The sequence below is a fragment of the Micromonospora sp. NBC_00362 genome (assembly GCF_026342155.1).
GTDB classification, from domain to species: Bacteria; Actinomycetota; Actinomycetes; order Mycobacteriales; family Micromonosporaceae; genus Micromonospora; species Micromonospora hortensis.
Genome location: NZ_JAPENH010000001.1, coordinates 3,168,767 through 3,190,461, shown reverse-complemented (window position 1 = coordinate 3,190,461; position 21,695 = coordinate 3,168,767). Strand labels below are relative to the sequence as shown.

15 protein-coding genes are annotated in these 21,695 nt (G+C 72.7%); 8 read left to right on the top strand and 7 right to left on the bottom strand.

Annotated elements, in window-relative coordinates; translation table 11 throughout:
• Positions 1-6 precede the first annotated feature (6 nt).
• The gene (locus OG992_RS14450; protein ID WP_238684691.1) at positions 7-540 is read right to left on the bottom strand and encodes a type II toxin-antitoxin system PemK/MazF family toxin; all 534 of its coding nucleotides are present in this window, start codon (positions 538-540) and stop codon (positions 7-9) included.
• Positions 541-898: 358 nt separating this feature from the next.
• Here OG992_RS14450 and ligA point away from each other — a divergent pair, with 358 nt between their 5' ends.
• From ligA to gatA, 4 genes are all read left to right on the top strand, one after another.
• Positions 899-3,034, top strand: coding sequence for an NAD-dependent DNA ligase LigA (gene ligA / locus OG992_RS14445; RefSeq protein WP_266303477.1), 2,136 nt, complete (start codon positions 899-901; stop codon positions 3,032-3,034).
• Positions 3,035-3,192: 158 nt separating this feature from the next.
• A complete protein-coding gene (locus OG992_RS14440; protein ID WP_266303476.1) occupies positions 3,193-5,865 on the top strand; it encodes a bifunctional diguanylate cyclase/phosphodiesterase in 2,673 nt (890 codons plus the stop codon).
• 145 nt (positions 5,866-6,010) lie between these two features.
• Positions 6,011-6,316: an Asp-tRNA(Asn)/Glu-tRNA(Gln) amidotransferase subunit GatC gene (gene gatC, locus OG992_RS14435; RefSeq protein ID WP_091393256.1), complete on the top strand. Its 306-nt coding sequence runs from the start codon at positions 6,011-6,013 to the stop codon at positions 6,314-6,316.
• Positions 6,313-7,806 carry an Asp-tRNA(Asn)/Glu-tRNA(Gln) amidotransferase subunit GatA gene (gatA, locus tag OG992_RS14430; RefSeq protein WP_266303475.1) on the top strand — a complete coding sequence of 498 codons (1,494 nt, stop codon included), beginning with the start codon at positions 6,313-6,315 and terminating at the stop codon, positions 7,804-7,806. The genes gatC and gatA overlap by 4 nt, the downstream gene beginning before the upstream one ends.
• Before the next feature lie 75 nt (positions 7,807-7,881).
• Here the strand turns inward: gatA and OG992_RS14425 are convergent, their stop codons facing one another.
• Together OG992_RS14425 and OG992_RS14420 are read right to left on the bottom strand one after the other, a co-directional pair.
• Positions 7,882-8,478 carry a hypothetical protein gene (locus OG992_RS14425; RefSeq protein WP_266303474.1) on the bottom strand — a complete coding sequence of 199 codons (597 nt, stop codon included), beginning with the start codon at positions 8,476-8,478 and terminating at the stop codon, positions 7,882-7,884.
• Entirely contained in the window at positions 8,475-8,720 is a 246-nt protein-coding gene (locus OG992_RS14420) for a hypothetical protein (RefSeq protein WP_238684686.1), read from the bottom strand. The genes OG992_RS14425 and OG992_RS14420 overlap by 4 nt, the downstream gene beginning before the upstream one ends.
• 121 nt (positions 8,721-8,841) lie before the next feature.
• On the opposite strand from OG992_RS14420, the gene gatB reads away from it, so the two are divergent.
• Both gatB and OG992_RS14410 read left to right on the top strand, forming a co-directional pair.
• Positions 8,842-10,341, top strand: a complete 1,500-nt coding sequence (gatB, locus tag OG992_RS14415) for an Asp-tRNA(Asn)/Glu-tRNA(Gln) amidotransferase subunit GatB (protein ID WP_238684685.1) — start codon at positions 8,842-8,844, stop codon at positions 10,339-10,341.
• Positions 10,342-10,467: 126 nt separating this feature from the next.
• Positions 10,468-12,825 carry a pyruvate dehydrogenase gene (locus tag OG992_RS14410; protein ID WP_266303473.1) on the top strand — a complete coding sequence of 786 codons (2,358 nt, stop codon included), beginning with the start codon at positions 10,468-10,470 and terminating at the stop codon, positions 12,823-12,825.
• 44 nt (positions 12,826-12,869) lie between these two features.
• Here OG992_RS14410 and OG992_RS14405 read toward each other — a convergent pair whose 3' ends face one another.
• From OG992_RS14405 to OG992_RS14395, 3 genes are all read right to left on the bottom strand, one after another.
• Positions 12,870-14,465, bottom strand: coding sequence for a metallophosphoesterase (locus OG992_RS14405; protein WP_266303472.1), 1,596 nt, complete (start codon positions 14,463-14,465; stop codon positions 12,870-12,872).
• Between the two features lie 60 nt (positions 14,466-14,525).
• Positions 14,526-15,698: a sorbosone dehydrogenase family protein gene (locus OG992_RS14400; protein ID WP_266303471.1), complete on the bottom strand. Its 1,173-nt coding sequence runs from the start codon at positions 15,696-15,698 to the stop codon at positions 14,526-14,528.
• A 92-nt stretch (positions 15,699-15,790) separates the two neighbouring features.
• Positions 15,791-17,608 (bottom strand): SpoIIE family protein phosphatase, encoded by a 1,818-nt coding sequence (locus OG992_RS14395; RefSeq protein ID WP_266303470.1) that lies wholly within the window; start codon positions 17,606-17,608, stop codon positions 15,791-15,793.
• A 186-nt stretch (positions 17,609-17,794) separates the two neighbouring features.
• On the opposite strand from OG992_RS14395, the gene OG992_RS14390 reads away from it, so the two are divergent.
• Positions 17,795-18,721, top strand: coding sequence for a 2-hydroxyacid dehydrogenase (locus OG992_RS14390; RefSeq protein ID WP_238684680.1), 927 nt, complete (start codon positions 17,795-17,797; stop codon positions 18,719-18,721).
• Here OG992_RS14390 and OG992_RS14385 read toward each other — a convergent pair.
• Complete coding sequence (locus tag OG992_RS14385) at positions 18,715-19,107, bottom strand: PH domain-containing protein (RefSeq protein WP_238684679.1); 393 nt, start codon at positions 19,105-19,107, stop codon at positions 18,715-18,717. The genes OG992_RS14390 and OG992_RS14385 overlap by 7 nt on opposite strands.
• Before the next feature lie 217 nt (positions 19,108-19,324).
• On the opposite strand from OG992_RS14385, the gene OG992_RS14380 reads away from it, so the two are divergent.
• Positions 19,325-21,691 (top strand): GGDEF domain-containing phosphodiesterase, encoded by a 2,367-nt coding sequence (locus OG992_RS14380; RefSeq protein ID WP_266303469.1) that lies wholly within the window; start codon positions 19,325-19,327, stop codon positions 21,689-21,691.
• Positions 21,692-21,695: the final 4 nt, after the last annotated feature.

Sequence of the window (21,695 nt, the reverse complement as noted above, 5' to 3'; positions counted from 1 at the left end):
GGGTGGTCAGGAGGTGGGGAGGTGGCGCAGGCTGCGGACCTTTCGCCACAGGTCGGCGTCGCAGCGGCCGGCGTGGTCGGCGAAGGCGGCCGAGTTGAGTCGGATCGGCTCGGTGAGGCTGAGGTAGCTGTCGTGCTCCGCGCCCGGGTCCCAGTCCCGGGTGGGAATCCGCACGTGGTCGTCCCGGTCGCTCTTGTCCTGGCTGGTGATCTTCAGAACGTCGGCGCCCCGGGAGTCGGCGCGCAGCACCAGGCATGGGCGCACCTTCGACCCGCTGCCGTCGGCGTACGGCACGTCGGCCCACCAGATCTCACCGGGCGCCGGGGCGTCGCCGTGTCGGTCGGTGTCACGCGAGCGGGGCTTGGTGGACGGCCGTCCGGCGCCACGGGGCCGTGGTGGGGTGGAACGACGGCCACCGCTGCCGCCCCGACCCGGCCGGGTGCCCGGACGGTTGGCCACCCGGTGCCGCCAACTGTTCCACGCCCAGCCGGCGGCCACGGCCAGCAGGATCGCCGCCGCCCAGAGCAGTGCCTCGGGCATCCGTACCTCCGTGTCCCGGCGGCCCACGGGCCGCCATCGTCCGGCGATCCTCGCACGCCACCGCCCGTGCCGCTCGCCAACCACACCGCAGCCGCCCCGCCCGCGCCGATCTTGCAGTTTCGGTCGCCGAGATGCGCGGAACACCCCAAATGCCGCGACAGCAAATGCAAGATCGCGGGAAGGGTGGATCACCTGATCACCGGATAGGGCTGGGGGGAAGGAGGGGGGAAGGAGGGGGGGAGGGGAGGGAGGGGGTCGCGCTTTTGGGTGCGGGTGGGCGGCGGATTGTCCCACCGGCCCGATACGGTGCCGGAGTAGCGTGATCAGGGAGGTCGCAGGCGTGTCCGAAGGTGGCGGTGTGTCCGAGGAACAGATCGGTCAGCAGGTCAGCCCGGCGCAGGAGGCGGCGGCCGGGGCTGAGCCGACGCCGCAGGCCCGGGAACGGCATGCCGCGCTCAGTCAGGAGTTGACCGAGCACCAGTACCGCTACTACGTGCTGGACGCGCCGACCATCCCCGATGCCGACTTCGACAGGCAGTTGCGCGAGCTGGAGGCACTGGAGGAGGAGTTCCCGGCGCTGCGGACTCCCGACTCGCCGACCCAGCGGGTGGGTGGCACCTTCTCCACCGACTTCACACCGGTCACCCACGCCGAACGGATGCTGTCGCTCGACAACGCCTTCGCCGACGAGGAGTTGGCGGCCTGGGCCGAGCGGGTCGAACGGGACGCGGGCGGCCCGGTGCCCTACCTGTGTGAGCTGAAGGTCGACGGGCTGGCGATCAACCTGACCTACGAGAACGGCCGGCTGGTCCGGGCCGCCACCCGAGGCGACGGGCGTACCGGTGAGGACGTCACGGCAAACGTGCGCAGCATTCGGGACGTGCCCGGCCAGCTCGTCGCGTCCGCCGAATTCCCGGATGTCCCCGAGTTGGTGGAGGTCCGAGGCGAGATCTACTTCCCGATCGCCGCGTTCGCCGATCTCAACGCGGGTCTGGTGGAGCAGGGCAAGGCGCCCTTCGCCAACCCCCGCAACGCCGCCGCCGGCAGCCTGCGACAGAAGGATCCACGGGTCACCGCCACCCGGCCGCTGCGCCTGGTGGTGCACGGCATCGGCGCCCGCCGCGGGTTCCAGCCCACGGCGCAGTCCGAGTCGTACGCGGCACTCAAGTCCTGGGGGTTGCCGACCAGCGACCGGTGGCGGGTCGTCCCGGACCTGGCCGGCGTGGCGGAGTTCATCGCCTACTACGCCGAGCACCGGCACGACGTCGAGCACGAGATCGACGGCGTGGTGGTCAAGGTCGATCCGGTCTCCATCCAGGGCCGGCTCGGGTCGACCAGTCGTGCCCCCCGCTGGGCGATCGCCTTCAAGTACCCGCCGGAGGAGGTCACCACCAAGCTGCTCGACATCGACGTCAACGTGGGGCGCACCGGCCGGGTCACCCCGTTCGCCGTGCTCGAGCCGGTGCGCGTGGCCGGGTCCACAGTCGCGCTCGCCACGCTGCACAACGCCCGCGAGGTGGAGCGCAAGGGGGTGCTGATCGGCGACACGGTGGTGCTGCGCAAGGCCGGAGACGTGATCCCCGAGGTGCTCGGCCCGGTCGTCGATCTGCGGCCCGCCGACGCCCGGCCGTTCGTCATGCCGACCAGTTGCCCGGCCTGCGGCACCCCGCTCGCGCCGTCCAAGGAGGGCGACGTGGACATCCGTTGCCCCAACACCCGCAGTTGCCCGGCCCAGTTGCGGGAGCGGGTGTTCCACCTCGCCGGCCGGGGTGGCTTCGACATCGAGGTGCTCGGCTACAAGGGTGCCGCCGCCCTGCTCGACGCGGAGATCATCAGCGACGAGGGCGACCTGTTCCAGCTCGACGCCGAGCAGCTGTCCCGGTCGCCGTTCTTCGTCAACAAGGACGGCAGCCTGGGCAGCAACGCCACCAAGTTGCTGGACAATCTCGCGGTCGCCCGGGAACGGGACCTGTGGCGGGTGCTGGTGGCGCTCTCCATCCGGCACGTCGGCCCGACCGCGGCCCAGGCGCTCGCCCGGCACTTCCGCTCGATGGACGCCATCGACGCGGCCACCGAGGAGGAACTGTCCTCCGTCGACGGGGTCGGGCCGACCATCGCTGCCAGCATCCGCGAGTGGTTCGCTGTGGACTGGCACCGCGAGGTGGTCCGCAAGTGGGCCGAGGCCGGCGTACGGATGGCCGAGGAGGCGGTCGACGAGGGGCCGCGCCCGTTGGAGGGGTTGACGGTGGTGGTGACCGGCACCCTCGCCAGTTATTCGCGCGACCAGGCCGCGGAGGCCGTGCAGAGCCGGGGCGGCAAGGTCAGCGGGTCGGTCTCCAAGAAGACGAGCTTCGTGGTGGTGGGGGACAACCCCGGGTCGAAGGCCGACAAGGCCGCCAGTCTCAAGGTGCCGGTGCTCGACGAGGACGGGTTCCGCCTCCTGCTGGAGGCCGGCCCGGACGCCGCCCGGGAGGTCGCCCAACCGGGCGGCTGACCCCCGCCGGCGGCACGGCACGGCGAGTGGCCGCGTATACCAACTTAATTACGACTACGACCGATTCGTGACTGTCATACCGGGAAACTGGGGGCCGAGGGCGTTTCATTGGGTCACGGCGCGCGCACCGGCACGCCGATGGTCGGTCGGGAGGTGTGGTGGAGGTCGCCGACCCACGCAACTCGCTTCCTGCGGGACGGGTCGCACCGTTCGCCGCCTTCGTCGCCGGCATCCTGGCGTTCGCCGCGCTGACCGCCGCCGTTCCACTCGCGAGGCTTCCCGGCGAGTTGTCCCAGTTGCCGGTGGCGTTCTGGACGATGGCCGCGCTCGCCGTGATCTGCGACGCGCGCCCGTTCGTGCCACCGGGGCGCCGGCAGACGTCGGCGGTGTTCCCGTCCACCTGCTTCACCTTCGCGATCCTGCTCGGCTGGGGCCTCGGCCCGGCGGTGGTGGTGCAGGCGGTCGGTGTCGTCGTCTCGGGTTGGCGGATGCGGCACGCCGCGTGGCGCACGGCGTTCAACGTCGGCCAGTACGCGTGCGCCCTCGCCGCCGCGTACGGGGTGATCCAGCTCGGCTCGGGCACCATCTTCTCCGGTGGGCGGTTGCACTGGACCGACGTGGCCGCTGTCGGCGGTGCCGCGCTGGCCTGGTTCGTCGTCAACTACGGGTTGGTGAGCTGGGCGGTGCGGCTGCGTTTCGGGGATCGCTGGTGGCCGACCGTCCGCCAGGGCCTCGGCTTCGAGTTGCTCTCCACCGGCTCGCTGCTGCTGCTCGCCCCGGTGCTGGTCGCGGCGGCGCGGGTCAGCGCCGCGCTGATCCCGCTGGTGCTGGTGCCGCTCTTCGCCGTCTATCGGATGGCGCGGCTGACGAACGAACAGCAGCACCTCGCCGCCGCCGACCCGCTGACCGGGCTGCCCAACCGCAAGGCCCTGCTGGCCGAGGTCGCCGAGCAGGTGCACCTGCACGCCGAGCGGACCGCCCGCGGTGAACCCGACGGGCAGCTCGCGCTCCTGTTGATCGACCTGGACCGTTTCAAGAACGTCAACGACGCCCTCGGGCACGCCGTGGGCGACCGGCTGCTGGTCGAGGTCAGCGCCCGGCTCACCGACATGCAGCCCCGACCACAGATGATCGCCCGGCTGGGTGGTGACGAGTTCGCCATCGTGATGACCGGGCTGACCGATGTCGGTCAGGCGCGGGAGTTGGCCGACCGGGTCGTCGAGGCGCTGGCCGAGCCGGTGCCGCTCGACGGGTTGCCGTTGGACGTGGGCGGGTCGATCGGGATCGCCCTCTTCCCAGAGCACGGCGAGGACTTCGCCACCCTGATGCGCCACGCCGACGTGGCGATGTACGACGCCAAACACCGCAACGACACGGTGGCCGTGTACGCCCCGGAGTCCGACCACAATTCCGCCGAGCGACTCGGCCTCCTCGCCGACCTGCGCCGCGTGCTGGAGACCAGCCCGTCGGCCGAGGGACCGTTCGACGCCGACGCCGAGTCGGCGGTTGAGGGCCAGGGCGAGGGTACGGAACCGGACGGGAACGACCGGCACGGCGTGCCGAGCGACGCCGAGCGGACTGCCGACGTACCCCTTGTCGCGTCGGCGGAGGTGCGCGGCGGTGACGGGGCGGCGCTGCCCACCGGCGCCCCGGCCGAGGACGCGCTGCCCGGTGCGGCGTCGGACCGGTCCGGGCTGGCGGCGGACCCGGCGTCGGCGGTTGTCACAGCACGACCGGTTGCCGCCCGGTGGTGGGCACGCCGTAGGCGCACCGACGCCGAGCTGGTGCACTCCGATGAGCTGATCAACCGGATCGCCACCGGCGCCGACCCGATCCGGGGCCGCAATGCCCGTGCCACTGTCGCCGGCGCCCGCTCCGGCCCGGCCCGGGAGCGGCGCGCCGGTGGCGTGATCGGTCGGCGGTCCCCGAACGGGAGCGCGGTGGGCAAGGGGCGCAACGGGGCTCGTCGGGATGTCGGGCCGGGTACGCCTGGGCAGCCACTCGAATCGACCGGGTGGGCGCACGCGGACGACGAGCCGGCCGACGACGCCGGGGAAATCACCATGTACTACCAGCCGCAGATCGCCATCGCGACCGGCGAGGTGGTCGGTGTCGAGGCCCTGCTGCGGTGGCGGCACCCCCGGCGGGGCATGGTCGACCCGGAGGAACTGATCCGGGTCGCCGAGCAGAGCGCCGTGATGCGACTGCTCACCCGTCGTGTCGTCGACGACGTGGTGGAGCAGCTCGCCAAGTGGTCGGCGGCCGGCATCGGCCTGCGCGCGGCGCTGAACGTGAGCGTGCGCGACCTGCACACCGGCGAGATCGCCGACCAGATCGCCGACCGGTTGGCCCGCTACGGGGTGCCGGCCGAGCGGCTTCAGGTCGAGATCACCGAGGGCGCGTTGATGGCCGACCCGCGTCGGGTGCTGGCCACCATCTCCCGACTGCACCGGATCGGGGTGGCCATCGCGCTGGACGACTTCGGCACCGGCTACTCCTCGCTCCAGCACCTGCGCCGCCTGCCGCTGTCGGAGGTGAAGGTGGACCGGTCGTTCGTCCTCGGCATGGCCGACGACGCCGACGACGCGGCGATCGTCCGGTCGATGATCGAGCTGGCCGGCGCGCTGGGGCTGCGGGTGGTCGCCGAGGGTGTCGAGGACGAGCGGACCTGGCGGATGCTGCACGCCGCCGGCTGCGACGCGGCTCAGGGCTGGTTCTATGCCCGGCCGATGCCGGCCGAGGAGTTGGTCACCTGGCTGGCCCGGTACCGGCCGGTCCGCCCGACCGGCGGGCTCCCACAGCCGGATGTCGCTCGCCGCCCCACCCGCTGACCCGGCACGAGGGCCGCCGGAGGGGGAGTCGGGGACGCGGCACCGGAGCGGAACAATAGACTCGCTCCGGTCACCGCGTGTCTCGCTCCACCTGTCGCGCGGCCGGCACACCGCCCGACCAGCAGGAATTCAGAAGGGGGCACGGATGGCCGCCATCTCCCGCGAGGAGGTCGCGCACCTGGCGCGCCTGTCGCGGCTCGCCGTCACCGAGGAGGAGCTGGACACGTTCGCCGGCCAGCTCGACGTGATCCTCCAGGCGGTCGCCCAGGTCGGCGAGGTCGCCGCCGCGGACATCCCGCCGACCTCGCACTCGGTGCCGCTGACGAACATCTTCCGCGAGGACGTCGTCACGCCGTGCCTGACCCCGGAGGAAGCGCTGTCGGGCGCGCCCGACGCCGAGGACCAGCGGTTCCGCGTACCGCGGATCCTGACCGAGGATGTGGCCTCATGAGCGAGCTGACCGGCAATAGCGATTTGACCAGAATGACCGCGGCGGAGATCGCGAGCCTGGTCGCCGGGGGCGAGACCTCGGCCGTCGAGGTGACCCAGGCGCACCTGGACCGGATCGCCGCTGTCGACGACCGGGTGCACGCCTTCCTGCACGTCGACACCGAGGGCGCGCTCGCCGCGGCTCGCGCGGTGGACGAGCGCCGGGCCGCCGGCGAGGAACTGGGCCCGCTCGCGGGTGTGCCGGTCGCGGTCAAGGACGTGCTCGCCACCCGGGGCGTACCGACCACCGTGGGGTCGAAGATCCTGGAGGGCTGGCGCCCGCCGTACGACGCGACGATCGTGCAGCGGCTGCGGGAGGCCGGCACGGTGATGCTCGGCAAGACCAACATGGACGAGTTCGCCATGGGCTCCTCCACCGAATACTCGGCGTACGGCCCGACGCACAACCCGTGGGACCTGAGCCGGATCCCCGGTGGTTCGGGTGGTGGCAGCGCCGCGGCGCTGGCCGCGTACGAGGCGCCGCTGGCGATTGGCTCGGACACCGGCGGCTCGATCCGCCAGCCCGGTGCGGTCACCGGCACCGTGGGCGCCAAGCCCACCTACGGCGGCACCTCCCGTTACGGGCTGGTGGCCTTCTCCTCGTCGCTCGACACCCCCGGCCCGTGTGCCCGTACGGTGCTCGACGCGGCCCTGCTGCACCAGGTGATCGGCGGGCACGACCCGCGCGACTCCACCTCCATCCCGCAGCCGGTGCCGGACGTGGTGGCGGCGGCGAAGCTCGGCGCTACCGGTGACCTGACCGGTGTGCGGCTCGGAATCGTGAGCGAGTTCGTGGGCGAGGGCGCCGAGCCGGGCGTGATGGCCGCGTTCCGTGAGTCGGTGGACGCGCTGACCAAGATGGGCGCCGAGGTCGTCGAGGTGTCCTGCCCGACGTTCGCGTACGCCCTGCCGGCGTACTACCTGATCGCCCCGAGCGAGTGCTCCTCCAACCTGGCCCGGTTCGACGGTGTCCGGTTCGGCCTGCGGGTCGGCGACGACGGCAACCGGTCGTTGGAGGAGGTCATGTCGCTGACCCGGGAGGCCGGCTTCGGCCCGGAGGTCAAGCGCCGCATCATGATCGGCACGTACGCGCTGTCGTCGGGTTACTACGACGCGTACTACGGGCAGGCGCAGAAGGTTCGGACGCTGATCACCCGGGACTTCACCGCCGCGTTCGAGCGGGTCGACGCGCTGATCTCGCCGACGACCCCGTCGGTGGCGTTCCCGATGGGCGCGCGGACCGCCGACCCGTACCAGATGTACCTGGCCGACCTGTACACGATTCCGACGAACCTGTACGGCGGGCCGGGCATCTCGGTGCCCTGTGGGCTCTCCGAGGGGCTGCCGGTCGGTCTGCAGGTGATGGCCCCGACGATGGCCGACGACCGGATGTACCGGGTCGCCGCCGCGTTGGAGTCCGCAGTCGGCACGTTCACCCCGCCGGCGCTCTAGAACGGACGTCACCGCATCGGCGCCGAGGGACCTGTCCCTCGGCGCCGATCGCGCATCTGGCGGGTTGGGCGTGGATCAGGGCTGGCTCGGCGGCCCGGCGAGGTAGCGGCGGGCCTCCCGCAGACCACGCCAGCGCCACCAGGCGGCACCTCCCCAGAGCAGGATCAGCAGTGCGGCCAGCAGGCGGCCGAACGGGCGGACCGGGCTCACCAGGGGCCCCACCTGGGTGAGGAGACCTGCCACGAACAGCAGCAGCAGCCAGCGTTGACTGACCCGGGTTCGAGCCTCCTTGCGCGCCAGCGCGTCCAGGCGAGGGTCGTCAGTGGACCCGTCGCGTAGCGCCTGCCCGATCCGCCGCCTCGTCGTCGGGTCGGCACCGGCCGTCCGGGGCAGCCGCCTGAGCAGCCGGCGGCCGAAGGCGAGGGCGACGGCCGCGCCGACCAGCGGCGGGATCAGCATCCACGCGAACGTCACGAGCAGGTCATCGGACTTCACGGTGCCTCGGCCGACAAATGCGGCGGTGCCCAGCGCGGCGAAGAGGACCACTACCAACGCGGCGACAACGTACGTGCTCCGGGGGCGCTGCCGGCCCCGGTTCTCCGGAACCTGCGCCGCGGCCAGGTCTTCCTTCGCCACCTGCTTCTCAGCGGCGACACTCTCCTCGGTGCTCACGGCCGCCCCTGATTCCGACGCCGCCGGTTCACCAGGTGCACGCCGGCGTACGCGATCGCCACCGCCGCCACCCCGGGCAGCACCATGCCGATCACCAACTCGGCGGCCGTGTCCGGGTTCCGGTCCTCCCCGGAGGCGAACCAACTGATCAGCGTCACCACGACGGCCACCGCCCACACCGCGACCACCCCGACGAGCACCGGCCGGACCTGGGCTCCTGACTCTCTCCCCGTATTCGTCATTGTCGTTCCGTACCCCGCTGTCGGTGACGCCACGCGTGCCGGACGAAACCCGGCCGAGGATTGATCGGGCAACCCCATTAGGCTGGACAGGTTCTGTCCCGGATCGCGCCTGGAGCGTCTCATGACCACGACACTGCCCGCGTACGACGAGGTCGTTGCACGCTTCGAGCCGGTGATCGGCCTGGAGACCCACGTCGAGCTGGGCACGAACACCAAGATGTTCTGCGGTTGCCCGACCGACTTCGGTGGCGAGCCGAACACCCGGGTCTGCCCGGTGTGCCTGGGCCTGCCCGGTTCGCTGCCGGTGGCCAACAAGGCGGCCATCGAGGCGATCATCCGGATCGGCCTGGCGTTGAACTGTTCGATCGCCGAGTGGTGCCGGTTCGCCCGGAAGAACTACTTCTACCCGGACATGCCGAAGAACTTCCAGATCAGCCAGTACGACGAGCCGATCTGCGTCGACGGTTACCTGGACGTCGAGGTCAACGGCGAGACGGTACGGATCGAGATCGAGCGGGTGCACCTCGAGGAGGACACCGGCAAGACGCTGCACGTCGGTGGTGCCACCGGCCGCATCCACGGCGCGACGGAGTCACTCGTCGACTACAACCGGGCCGGCATTCCGCTGGTCGAGATCGTCACCAAGCCGATCACGGGCACCGGTGCGCTCGCCCCCGACGTGGCCAAGGCGTACGTCGCCGAACTGCGCGACGTGATCCGCACGCTCGGCGTCTCCGACGTGCGGATGGAGGAGGGTTCGCTGCGCTGCGACGTGAACACCTCGCTCAACCTGCCGGGCGCGGAGTGGGGCACCCGTACCGAGACGAAGAACGTCAACTCGCTGCGGTCGGTGGAGCGGGCGGTCCGCTCGGAGATGCTGCGGCAGGCGTCGGTGCTCGACGCGGGCGGCCGGATCACCCAGGAGACGCGGCACTTCCACGAGGACACCGGTGACACCACCCCGGGTCGCTCGAAGGAGACGGCCACCGACTACCGGTACTTCCCCGAGCCGGATCTGGTGCCGATCGCCCCGGACCCGGCCTGGGTCGCCGAGCTGAAGGCCGCCCTGCCGGAGCTGCCGCGGGTGCACCGGCGTCGGCTCCAGGAGCAGTGGGGCCTCTCCGACCTGGACATGCAGTCGGTGCTGAACGCCGGCGCGGTCGAGCTGATCGAGGCGACAGTGGCCGCCGGCACGACCCCGGCCGCAGCCCGCAAGTGGTGGCTGGGTGAGCTGTCCCGCCGGGCCAACGAGAGCGGCGTGGAGCTGGCCGAGATCGGTGCCACCCCCGCCCAGGTCGCCGAGCTTCAGGGGCTCGTCGACGCCGGCAAGCTCAACGACAAGATGGCCCGCACGGTGCTGGAGGGCGTGGTCGACGGTGAGGGCTCGCCCACCGAGATCATGACCAACCGGGGCCTGGAGGTCGTATCGGACACCGGCGCGCTCACCGCCGCCGTGGACGAGGCGATCGCCGCGAACCCCGGCATCGCCGACAAGATCCGCAGCGGCAAGGTCGCCGCGGTCGGCGCGCTGGTCGGCGCGGTCATGAAGACCACCCGTGGTCAGGCCGACGCGAAGACCCTGCGTGAGCTGATCCTGGAGCGCCTCGGCGTCGAGGGCTGAGAGACCCGACCGGAGCAGGCCGCCGCCGTGACCCGGCGGCGGCCTTCCGCAACCCCCTGTCGACTACGCGGCCACCCCGCACACCCCTCGCGAGGGCGTCAACGGCGACGCCTGGATGGAGCCACAGTGACCGAGCACGACCTCGATGTCCTCGACGAGATCCAGCGGCGGGTGCTCTGGCTCGCCACCCGGATCGTGGACGCCGCCAACCATGACCGGGTCACCGGCGACGGTGTGAAGGTCGGCGGCCACCAGGCGTCCAGCGCCTCCCTGGTCACGGCGATGACAGCGCTCTGGTTCGCGCACCTCGACGCCGAGGACCGGATCGCCGTGAAGCCGCACGCGTCCCCGGTGTTCCACGCCATCCAGTACCTGCTCGGCAACCTGGACCGCTCCTACCTGCCCCGGCTGCGGGCCCGTGGCGGCCTCCAGTCGTACCCGTCGCGCACCAAGGACCCGGACGCTGTGGACTTCTCCACCGGTTCGGTCGGCCTGGGCGCGGCGGCGCCGCTCTTCGCCGCCGCCACCCGGCGGTACGTCGACGCGCACTTCGGGGCCCGCCCGCACTCCCGGTTCGTGGCGCTGATCGGCGACGCCGAGCTGGACGAGGGCAACATCTGGGAGGCGGTGGCAGACCCGGCGACCACCGGGCTGGGCAACGTCATGTGGCTCGTCGACTTCAACCGCCAGTCGCTGGACCGGGTGGTCCCCGGCATCCGGATCAACCAGTGGCGGGGCCAGTTCGAGGCTGCCGGCTGGCACGTCGTGGAGGTCAAGTACGGCCGCCGGCTCGCCGAGGCGTACGCCCGGCCGGGCGGCGAGGCGCTGCGCGACTGGATCGACGCTATGCCCAACGAGCAGTACCAGTCGCTGTTCGGGCTGGCCGGGCCGGCGCTGCGCAAGCAGTTCCTGGACGGCGCTCCGGCCGGCATCGCCGAGCTGATCGCCGACGTCTCCGACGAGGAGCTCGGCCCGCTCGTCACCGACCTGGGCGGGCACGACCTTCAGGCGATGCTTGACGCGTACGCCCAGTGCGACGCGGTCACCGACCGGCCCAGCGTCGTCTTCGCGTACACCGTCAAGGGTTGGGGGTTGCCCATCGCCGGTAATCCGCGCAACCATTCCGCGCTGCTCAGCTCCGAGCAGGTCGACACGCTGCGCGCCGCGCAGGGGTTGACCGCCGAGACCGAGTGGGACCGCCTCGACCCGGCGTCACCCGCCGGGATCCAGGCCGGCGCCCGCCGCGAGGCGCTGTCCCGTGCGCCGCGCGAGCGCGCGCTGGCGGTCACCGTTCCGGAGAGCACCGGAGTACGCGCCAACAAGCCGATCTCCACGCAGGAGGTCTTCGGTCGGGTGCTGGTGGACCTGGCGCGGGACCGGGAGGTGGGCCGCTACCTGGTCACCACCGCCCCGGACGTGGCCACCTCCACCAACCTCGCCGGGTTCATCAACAAGACCGGGGTGTTCGCCCCCACCGAGCAGCGTTCCTGGACCGAGGACCGGATGCTGCGCTGGACGGAGAGCCCCGCTGGGCAGCACATCGAGCTGGGCATCTCGGAGATGAACCTGTTCCTGCTGCTCGGCCAGCTCGGGCTGTCCTGGGACCTGTCCGGGCAGCCGCTGCTGCCGGTGGGCACTGTCTACGACCCGTTCGTGCTGCGCGGCCTCGACGCGTTCCTGTACGGCACCTACTCCGGCTCCCGGTTCGTGGTGGCCGGCACGCCGTCCGGCATCACCCTCGCCCCGGAGGGCGGCGCCCACCAGTCCACCATCACCGCGTCGGTCGGCCTGGAGCTGCCCGGGGTGACCTTCATCGAGCCGGCGTACGCGGCCACCCTCGACTGGCTGCTCTGCGACGCGCTCGGTCAGATCGCCGGTGGGCCGGCCCCGGCCGCGACCGCCGCACCCGCCGAGGACGGCGCGTACTACTTCCGGTTGAGCACCCGACCGCTGGACCAGGCGCCGTTCGAGGCGGCCCGGGCGCGGCTCGGCGACGCGGTGCTGCGCCGGCAGGTCGTCGCCGGGGCGTACCGGCTGGTCGACGCGCACCAGACGTACCCGCACCTGGTCGACGCCCCGGTGGTGCAACTGGCCGCCTCCGGCGCGGTCCTGCCCGAGGTGCTGGCCGCCGCGGCGGAACTGGCCGACGAGGGCATCGCCGCGCACGTGGTGGACGTGACCTCGCTGGACCGGCTCTACCGGGCCTGGCAGCGCACCCTCCGCCAGGGCGTACGGACGGCCACTGTGCCCAGCGTGCCGGGCGCGCTGCGGTCCGCGTTCGCCGATCGGGTGCCGGTGGTGACAGTGCACGACGCCGCGTCGCACGCGATGGCCTGGCTCGGTTCGGCGGTCGGCGCGCCGGCGGTGCCGCTCGGCGTGGACGAGTTCGGCCAGTCCGGCAGCGTCGCCGAGCTGTACGAACTGCACGACCTGCTGCCCGGCAGCATCGTCAACGCCGCACTGGCCGCCATCGCCCTGCGCTGACCCGTCGACCGCCCGCCGATCCGTTGGCGGGCGTCGACGTCGGCTCAGCCGGTCGGTGTGGGCGTGGGTGCACCGCCGCTCGGCGTGGGTGTGGGCGTGGCGGGGACACCGGCGGCCGGGTTCTCCACCAGGCGCCGTTCCAGGTTGACCTGGGCCTGCCCGGTGCCGCCGACGGTGATGGTGTCGTACGCCTGGAGCAGCTTCTGCTGGTCGAAGTAGAGCACGCTCATCGACAGCGGGGTGGGCTTCTCGCCCTCCAGGCCGCGCAGCCCGGCGCCGCCGGTGGAGCCCTCCACCATCAGCGTGGTGCGCTGCTGCCCGGGCGCCTGCGGCAACTCCGAGACCTGCCGGGAGTGGGTGTGCCCGGCCAGCACCAGCGGGCAGGTGCCGGCGAGCGGCCCGGCCGACGCCGGGTCGTGCACGAGCGCGATGTTGACAGGTCGCGGTGAGCTGCGAACCGTCGCGGCGAGCTGGTTGCCGACCCCGATCACCTGGTCGGCCACCTGCTGGGTCAACCCGCTGCCAGCCGGGGAGGTGTTCTTGTCCGGGGTGAAGCGCGGGTCGCCGATGCCGGCGATGGTCAGCCCGGCGACGGTCGTCGTCGTGTTGTTCAACACGATCGCGTTCGGCTGACGGGCCACAGCGGCGGCGGTCTTACCGGAGTCGTGGTTGCCCCTGATGAAGACGTACGGCTTCTTCAGCAGGCCGATCGAGGCGACGAAGGAGGCTTCCGGTTCGCTGCCCCAGTCGGTGATGTCCCCGGTGTCGATCACCACGTCGATGCCGAACTGCTCCACGACCGTCCGGATCAGCTGCCAGCCGGTCGGGTTGAGGTGCATGTCGGAGACGTGCAGCACCCGGGTGGTGCCCGGGGTCGGCTCCAACAGCGGAAGCGCCGAGACAGTGGTGTAGAGCTGGCTGACGTTGCCGACCAGGCGCTGCAACTGCTCCGCGTACTTGGTGTAGTCGTTGGCGATCCGGCGGGCGTCACCGACGATGGCCGGCGCGTTGACAAGCAACCCCTCGTAGCGTGGTTCCTCGATGGCCTGCGGACGAAGTGTCGCCGCCGCCGTGCCGAGGCTGCCGGCGGTGACCAGCAACGCCAACCCACCCGCCCAGGCGGTGCGCCGGACGTCGCGGAAGATCAGCCCGGCCAGGATCAACGTGACGAGCAGCGACGCGCCGAGGGTGCGCAGGCCGAGGCGCATCACCCCGGAGCGGACGTCTTCCACGGCGCTCTGGCTGGCCCGACTGATGCTGGCCGGGTCGTCGATCAGCGCCTCGGTGCGCCCCTGGTCGAGGGCGCCCAGCCGGACGGTGAGATGGGTCGGCCCGTCGTGGCTGTCGAGCAGCAGCGCGCCGAGCGGCGGGATGTCGACGGTGGTGCCGCCGTCCCGGGCCGGGGAGATGCTGAGATTGGCCCGGAACGGGCCGATGTCGGTGCTCACCTGGCCACCGGCCAGCACCCCGAGCACCGCCCCGGCCAGGGCCACGGCGAGGACGGCGACGATCAGCCCGAGGCGGCGCAGCGGGCCGGCGGCCCCGACCCACCAACCCGTCGGGCGCGGCCGATCGTCGCCGGTCACCGGGTCGTCCCGGTCATCGGCGTCGTCGTGCCGCTCGTCGCGTTGCCCGTCCATGCTGAAAGTCTGACCTGCCCGTCGGAAGATCTTGGCAAACCTGAACGGATGGTGACGCAATCAGCTGCGTCCGCCGTCACCACCCGCGAAGACCACTCGCAGGAGCCGGTCGTCGTCGCCCGCCGGGTCACCCCGGCCGTCGTGGTTGGAGGTGCTCACCCAGAGCGACCCGTCCGGTGCCGCGGCCACCGCACGCAGCCGACCGTAGCGGTTGGTGAGGAGCTCACTGGGCTGACCGAGCAGGGTGCCGGTGTCGGTCAACTCCATCACCCAGAGGCGCTTGCCGCGTAGACAACCGGTGACCAGCAGCCGGTCCGTGGCGGCCAGACCGGAGCAGGACGCGTCCGACGTCGCCCACTGCGCGATCGGGTCGGTGAACCGCCTGTCGCCGGCCTGACCCTCGACCTCCGGCCACCCGTAGTTGCCGCCCTTGGTGATCTGGTTGATCTCGTCCCAGGTGTTCTGGCCGAACTCCACGGCGTACATCCGCTTCGCGGCGTCCCAGGCGAAACCCTGGACGTTGCGGTGCCCCATCGACCAGACCGGGGAGTTGGGGTACGGATTGCCGGCGGCGGGCTTGCCGTCCGGGGTGATCCGGAGGATCTTGCCGCCGAGGCTCTTCACGTCCTGCGAGAGGGGGCGCTGACCGGCGTCACCCGTGCTGACGTAGAGCTGCTTGTCCGGGCCGAAGCCCAGCCCGCCGCCGTTGTGCACATTGGCCTTGGGGATGCCGGTGAGGATCGGGGTGGGCTGCCCGCCGAGTTGCAGCCGGGCGACCCGGTTGTCCTGCTCGGCGGTGTAGTAGACGAACACCGTCCGGTCTCGGGCGTAGTCGGGGGACACCGCGATGCCGAGCAGGCCACCTTCGCCCGCCGCCGCCACGTCGGTGATCGTCTGCACCGGGCGGACCCGCAGCCCGTCCGGCCCGGACTCGGGCCCGACCTGGAGGATCCGGCCGTTGTCCCGCTCGGTGACCAACGCGCCGCCGTCCGGCAGGAAGGCGATCGCCCAGGGCACCCGCAGACCCTTGGCGAGCACTGTGGCCACCGCCTGCTGACCGGCGCCGCCGGGGCTCGCCGACGCGGACGGGGTCGGCAGGTTGGGCGGTTCGCCGGCCGGGTCGGGCTCCGGCTCACCGAAGCTGCAACCGGCGGTGAACAGCAGCGCCGCGCAGGACACCGCGAGGGCCACCCGGAGGCGGTGGATGCGAGGGTACGGGGGACGGGCGCTCACCCGGCCCAGGGTAGCCCGCCGCGCGACCCGACCGGGCCCGTCGAGATGCAACGGGTGCCGAAGGACCCCCCCGATGATCCCCGGTGGACCGCTCACCGAGCCCGTACGGCAAGCAACGCGGTGTCGTCCTCACGGTGCCGGATCGAGGCGAGCAGCAGGTCGCACAGGTCGTCGAGGGGCAGCGTGTCGGTGCCGGTCAGCAGGCCCACCAGCTCGGCCAACCCCTCGTCGATGGAGCGGTCCCGCCGTTCGATCAGCCCATCGGTGTAGAGCAGCAGGGTGTCGCCGGTGGCCAGGACGGTCGACTGGCTGCTCCGGGGCGACGGGCGGGCCAGGCCGAGCAGCGGTTCCGGCGTCGCCTCCAGGACCTCCACCGCCCCACTGACGCGGACCACCAGCGCCGGCGGGTGCCCGGCATTGGACCAGGTCACCTCGTGCACACCGGCGTGCTGCGGACAGATCCGTACCAGCGTCGCGGTGGCGGCGATCGGCAGCCGCAGGCCGCGGATGGCGCCATCCAGGTTGCTCATCAGTGACCCGACCGCGTCCGGCCGGCCGAAGGCGTTGCCCCGCACCAGGTTGCGCAGTTGGCCCATGGTCGCCGCCGCCTCGATGTCGTGCCCGGCCACGTCGCCGATCGCCGCGATCACGTCACCGTCGGGCTGCACGAAGGCGTCGTACCAGTCACCGCCCACCTCGTTGCGGTCGGCCGCCGGCTGGTAGCGGGCCGCCAACTCGAGCTCCGTCACCACCGGAAGCCGGGGCAGCATGCTGTGTTGCAGGACCTCGGCGACGTGCCGCTGCTCGCCGTACATCGAGCTGTTGCCGACTGCCTGGCCGGCCCGGCGGCCGATGTCGACAGCGGTGAGCAGGTCCCGGTCGTCGAACTGCTGACGTTGGCCACCATTGACGAGCGTGATCGCCCCCAGCACCGTGCCGCCGACACCCCGCACCGGCACGCTCAGGTAGGAGGCGATGCCCAGCCGACTGGCGATGGAGGCCATCTCCGGGTTCGTGGTGCCCCTCGTGACGTCGGCCAGGGACGCCACGCCGCCCAGCCGGGGCTGGCCGGTCCGGAGCACCGCCCGGATGACCGACTCGGGGCTCAACCCGGTGCGCAGCAGCTCGCCGAAGCGGTCGACGTCCGCCGTGCGGGCCGGGTCCCGGTGCACCGAGACCACCTCGCGGGGCAGGCCGGTCGGCCCGATCAGGGTGAGCAGGCACCAGTCGGCGAGCAGCGGCACCATGGTGGCGGCGAGCCGGCGCAGCGCGGTGCCCACGTCCAGGGTGCCGGCCAGCGTCTCGCTCACCCCGGCCACGAGTTCCAGCCGCTCGTGCGCCTGCACGACCCGCCGCCGGGCCTCCTGCGCGCCGTCGAGCGCGATCCGCAGGCGCAGCTCGGACGAGCAGGCGGCGGCCAGGTCGGCCAGTGTCCGCAGCTGCGCTGCCGTCCAGGCGCGGGGCTTGCTGTCGATGGCGCAGAGCGAGCCGAGCACCCGGCCGGAGAGGTCGGTCAGCGGCATCCCGGCGTACGCGACCACGCCGAGGTCGTCGATGGCCAGGTTGTCCCGGACACGGGGGTAGAGCCGGGCGTCCGGCAACACCATCGGCACCTCGGTGTCCACCACGTGCTGACAGAACGAGTGGCTCAACGGAGTCTGCCGGCGCTGCGACCAGGGCTCGGGCAACCCGACCGCGCCGGGGAAGAACTGCCGGTCGGCGGAGACCAGGGAGACCAGCGCGACCGGCACGTCGAGCAGGTCACTCACCAGCCGGGCGAACCTGTCGAACGCCTCGTCCGGGACGGCGTCCAGCCCGGTGTCGGCGAGCGCGCGCAACCGCTGCGGGTCGCCGAGCACCGAAGGTGGCGCGATCGAACGCCGGGCGGGGCCGGGGGAGCCGTCGGTCATCGAGCACCTGTCTGCCGGGGCGGAGGCCGACCGGCCCTCCGACCCTTCGTTATACCTCGTTGGGGGCGGAGTCGAACATCGGTGTGCTGAGTCTCGCCCGCCTCGACACCGCGCGCCATCCCCCGGGACGCCGGTTCGCTGCCGTGCCTCCACCAGCCGCGGCGCCGGGGACTATCGTCGGCGGACGTGAAGGTATGGATTCCGCACCAGGCCGGCCTGAACCTCCTGGGCGAGCTGCCCGCGGACGTGACGGTGGAGGTCTTCGAGCACACCGACCGGATGCCGTCCGAGGCGGCGGACGTCCGCTTCTGGGTGCCGCCGTTCCTGGGTGGCTCGGACGCGACGGCGGTGCTGCGGGAGCTGCCCGACCTGGCGGTGGTGCAGTTGCTCTCCGCCGGGGCGGACGCCTGGGCTGGCCGGACACCGCCGGCTGTCACGCTCTGCGATGCCCGGGGCGTGCACGACCCCTCCACCGCCGAGTGGGTCGTCACAGCGATCCTCACCCAGCTGCGGGCGTTCCCGGCGTTCGTCCGCGCGCAGGCCGAGCGGCGCTGGACGTTCGCGGAGAACGCCCCGACCGACGAGTTGACCGGTAAGCGGGTGCTCATCATCGGCGCCGGCTCGATCGGCTCCGCGGTGCGCGACCGGCTCGCCCCCTTCGACGTGAGCTTCACACTGGTCGCCAGGACGGCCCGCCCGGAGCAGGGGGTGCACGCCGTCGAGGAGTTGCCCCGGCTCCTGCCCGACGCGGACGTGGTGGTGGTGCTGGTGCCGCTCACCGACCAGACCCGTGGCCTGATCGACAAGGCGTTCCTGGCCGCGATGCCGGACGGGGCGCTGCTTGTCAACGCCGCCCGGGGCCCGGTGGCGCACACCGAGGCGCTCGTCGCCGAGCTGGGCACCGGTCGGATCTCGGCGGCGTTGGACGTCACCGACCCGGAGCCGTTGCCCGCCGACTCTCCGCTCTGGGTCATGCCGAACGTGCTGCTCACTCCGCACGTCGGCGGGTCGGTGCGCGGGCTGCTGCCACGGGCCTACCGGCTGGTGGGCGATCAGGTCCGCCGGTTCGCCGCCGGGCAGCCGCTGATCAACACGGTGGTCGACGGCTACTGACCGGGGGTCTCCGCCGGAGCGTCCGGCAGCGGCTGGCCGGTCGCCGCGACCAGTCGGGGCAGATCCGCGCCACGGACGGCCGGCAGGGCGACCTGGCGGCCGTCGTCGAGCCGGGCCACAGCCCGCCCGCGCTGGTCGGTGGTCAGCTCGAGGACCTGGTCCCAGTCGATCCGACGGTGCCCGATCAGTGCCCGGATGCGCAGCTCCCGCGCGTCGGCGTCGGTGCCGGCCCGCCAGGCCCACACCGCGACCGCTAGCGGGACGAGCAGCACCGGCAGCAGGTAGTCCTGGGCGTTGGCCAGCGGCAGGGCGCCGACGAAGGCGATGATCGCGGCCACCAGGATGGCTTGGTTGTACCGGAAGCGGACCGTGTCGGGCTTACTCACCCTCCGATGATCCCACTTCGGGTTGTTTCGGCTCGCGGCGGGCGGTGCCGGCAGCGTGCGGTACGCCGTACAGTGACACGGGTCGTTGTCTTCCCTGAGTGACCGGCAAGTAACCAATTCGGCCGTCCATCGTTGCCAATCGTGGGTAGCGGACTCGCAGCGTCCGATGTCCCGCACCGCCGCACCGCCCCCGTGCCCCCTCACGAAGGCGACCGCCGTGCTCCTCGCGTACCCGTTCCGCGTTCTCGTCCCCCGCCGTGCGGCGCCGGAGGCCGCCACGTCCGTGGCGGTGGCGCTGCTCCTCCTCGCCGGTTCCGTCGACCTGGTCCCGCCCTCGGTGGTGATCGCGCTGGCCGCCGGTGCCGGTGCCACGCTCGCCGGGTTGCGACTGTCCCGGCTGGCCTCCCGCCGCGGCACCGATCCGACACCGCGTGCGGCGGGGGTGCTGCTCGACGCGGCGGTGGTGGCCGCGGGTCTCACCGCCGTCGTGCTGCCCCTGGCCGGCATCGGGCACACCCTCGCCGTGCTGATCGGGTCGCTGGTCGTGGCGGCCCTCTCGACGGCCGGTCTGTACCGGCTCCCCGGCCGGTCCCGAGCGGCGGCCTCGGTCCGGTTGCGGTGGCTGGCCGAGTCGACCGGCCCGGCAGTCGGTCTGGCCCTCGCCGGCTGGTTGTTGCTGCCCCCCGACGGCCCACCGGTCCCGGTTCGGCTGGCCGCCGCGTTGACGCTCGGCGGGTTGGGCATGGCCGCGTTGAACGCGTTCGCGGGGCCACGGCGGCGCTCGGGCGCGGCGCTCTGCCGGGGCGGCGTCCTGCTCACAGTGGGCGGGCTGGTGCTGCTGGCCACGTTGCCGTCCGCGCCGGCCGGCCGGGTGGCCCTGCTGGCCGTACCTCCGTTGGTGTTCGGGATGTTGCTCGTCGCGGTCGGCGCGGCGCATGCGGCGGACGACACGGAGTCGGTGGAGCCGGTCGCCGCGGCCTGGCCCCGGTCGGTGCTCCCCGCGGCGGTGCTGCTGCTGGCATCGGGTGTGCACCTCGGCGCCGGCCGCGCACCGGACCGGACGAGCGTGCTGTTGGCCCTGGCGGCGGTACCGCCCCTGGTGCTGCGCGAGCTGCTGCGCGCCGGCGACGCGTCCACGTCCGTTCGGCGGGCCGCTCATCGGCGACCGGCCGGCCGGTCGCTGCGGCACCGCCGGGCGGCCCCCGGCCGCTGGCCGGGCACGCCGGAGCCGCTGCCCGAGCGAACCCTCGACGTCCCGGAGGGCGCGGCAACCGCCACGGGCGCCGGCTCGACCTGGTCGCCTGATCACAGTTCCGCGTGGTCGGGGCTCAGCCGGCGGCCCGCGGCGGCGGGCGGCGGCGACCGGGCTGCCCTGCTGGACGCCCTGGCGGCGATCGGCGACGTTCCGGCGCCGGCCGGCGCGCTGCTGCTGGTGGACCTGCACGGCACCGAGGGGTTCGGCCCGACGGCCCGGGAGGACGTGCTGGCCGAGGCGGTACACCGGGCCCGCGCGGTCATCGCCCCCGACGATCTGGTCACCGGGTGCACGGGCACCGGCTTCGCGGTGGTCACCGCCGCCGGCCCGGTGCTGGCCTACGCGCTGGGCACCCGACTGTTGAGCGCGCTCGGCCCGCCCTACCGCCTGGCCGGCGCGATGCTGCGTGTGCAGACGAGCATCGGGTTGGCCGAGGTGAGCGGCGCGGGGCCGGCGGACGTGCTCCGGCAGGCCGAGCTGGCCCGACGACGGGCCGTGCAGCTGGGCCGGGACCGGGTGGAGTGGTACGACGCGTTCCTGGAGGAACAGCTGGTACGCCGGCTCGACCTGGAGCGCGAGCTGCCCGGTGCGGTGGCGCGCGGCGAGCTGGACCTCGTCTACCAGCCGGTGGTCGACCTGACCGACGGGCAGCCGGTGGGCGCGGAGGCGCTGCTGCGGTGGCGCAGCCCGGTGCTCGGCACCGTGCTCCCGGCCGAGTTGTTGCCGGTCGCCGAGGACCTGGACCTGGTCGGCGAGTTGGAGTGGTGGGTGCTGGACCGGGCCTGCCGGCAGTTGTCCGACTGGTCGGTGGGCGCCCGGGAGCTGTGGATGGCGGTCAACGTCACGACCCGGGAGCTGACCACCCCCGACTTCGTCCAGCGGCTCGCGGCAGTGCTGGCCGCTTACGGGGTGCCACCGGAGCGACTGGTGGTGGAGGTGAGCGAGCCGAGGGTCGCCGGTGACCTGTCGACGGTGGTGGCTCGGCTGGCCGGGCTGCGGTCGTTGGGCGTACGCACCGCGTTGGACGACTTCCGGGCCGAGCACGCCTCACTGGCGCAGCTTCGCCGCCTGCCGATCGATCTGCTCAAGGTGGGCCCGGAGTTGGTGGGCGCACGGCCGGACGGGCAACCGCCGCTGATCGACGTGGTGGTCAACGTGGGTGAGCGGTTGGGCGTCGAGATCGTCGCCGAGGAGTTGGAGTCGTCGACCCAGGTCGAGGGGGCGCGCCGGGGTGGTTGCCGGTACGGGCAGGGGTTCGCACTGGCCCGGCCGGCGACGGCCGAGCGGGTCGAGGCGTACTTCGAGGAGTTTCCCTCAGCGTCTCGCTGAACCG

What these genes read in the sequence shown, in the direction of transcription:
- OG992_RS14450 (WP_238684691.1), bottom strand. Translation starts at nt 540, where the DNA reads ATGCCCGAGGCACTGCTCTGGGCGGCGGCGATCCTGCTGGCCGTGGCC.
- gatC (WP_091393256.1), top strand. Translation starts at nt 6,011, where the DNA reads ATGGCCGCCATCTCCCGCGAGGAGGTCGCGCACCTGGCGCGCCTGTCG.
- gatA (WP_266303475.1), top strand. Translation starts at nt 6,313, where the DNA reads ATGAGCGAGCTGACCGGCAATAGCGATTTGACCAGAATGACCGCGGCG.
- OG992_RS14420 (WP_238684686.1), bottom strand. Translation starts at nt 8,720, where the DNA reads ATGACGAATACGGGGAGAGAGTCAGGAGCCCAGGTCCGGCCGGTGCTC.
- gatB (WP_238684685.1), top strand. Translation starts at nt 8,842, where the DNA reads ATGACCACGACACTGCCCGCGTACGACGAGGTCGTTGCACGCTTCGAG.
- OG992_RS14405 (WP_266303472.1), bottom strand. Translation starts at nt 14,465, where the DNA reads ATGGACGGGCAACGCGACGAGCGGCACGACGACGCCGATGACCGGGAC.
- OG992_RS14395 (WP_266303470.1), bottom strand. Translation starts at nt 17,608, where the DNA reads ATGACCGACGGCTCCCCCGGCCCCGCCCGGCGTTCGATCGCGCCACCT.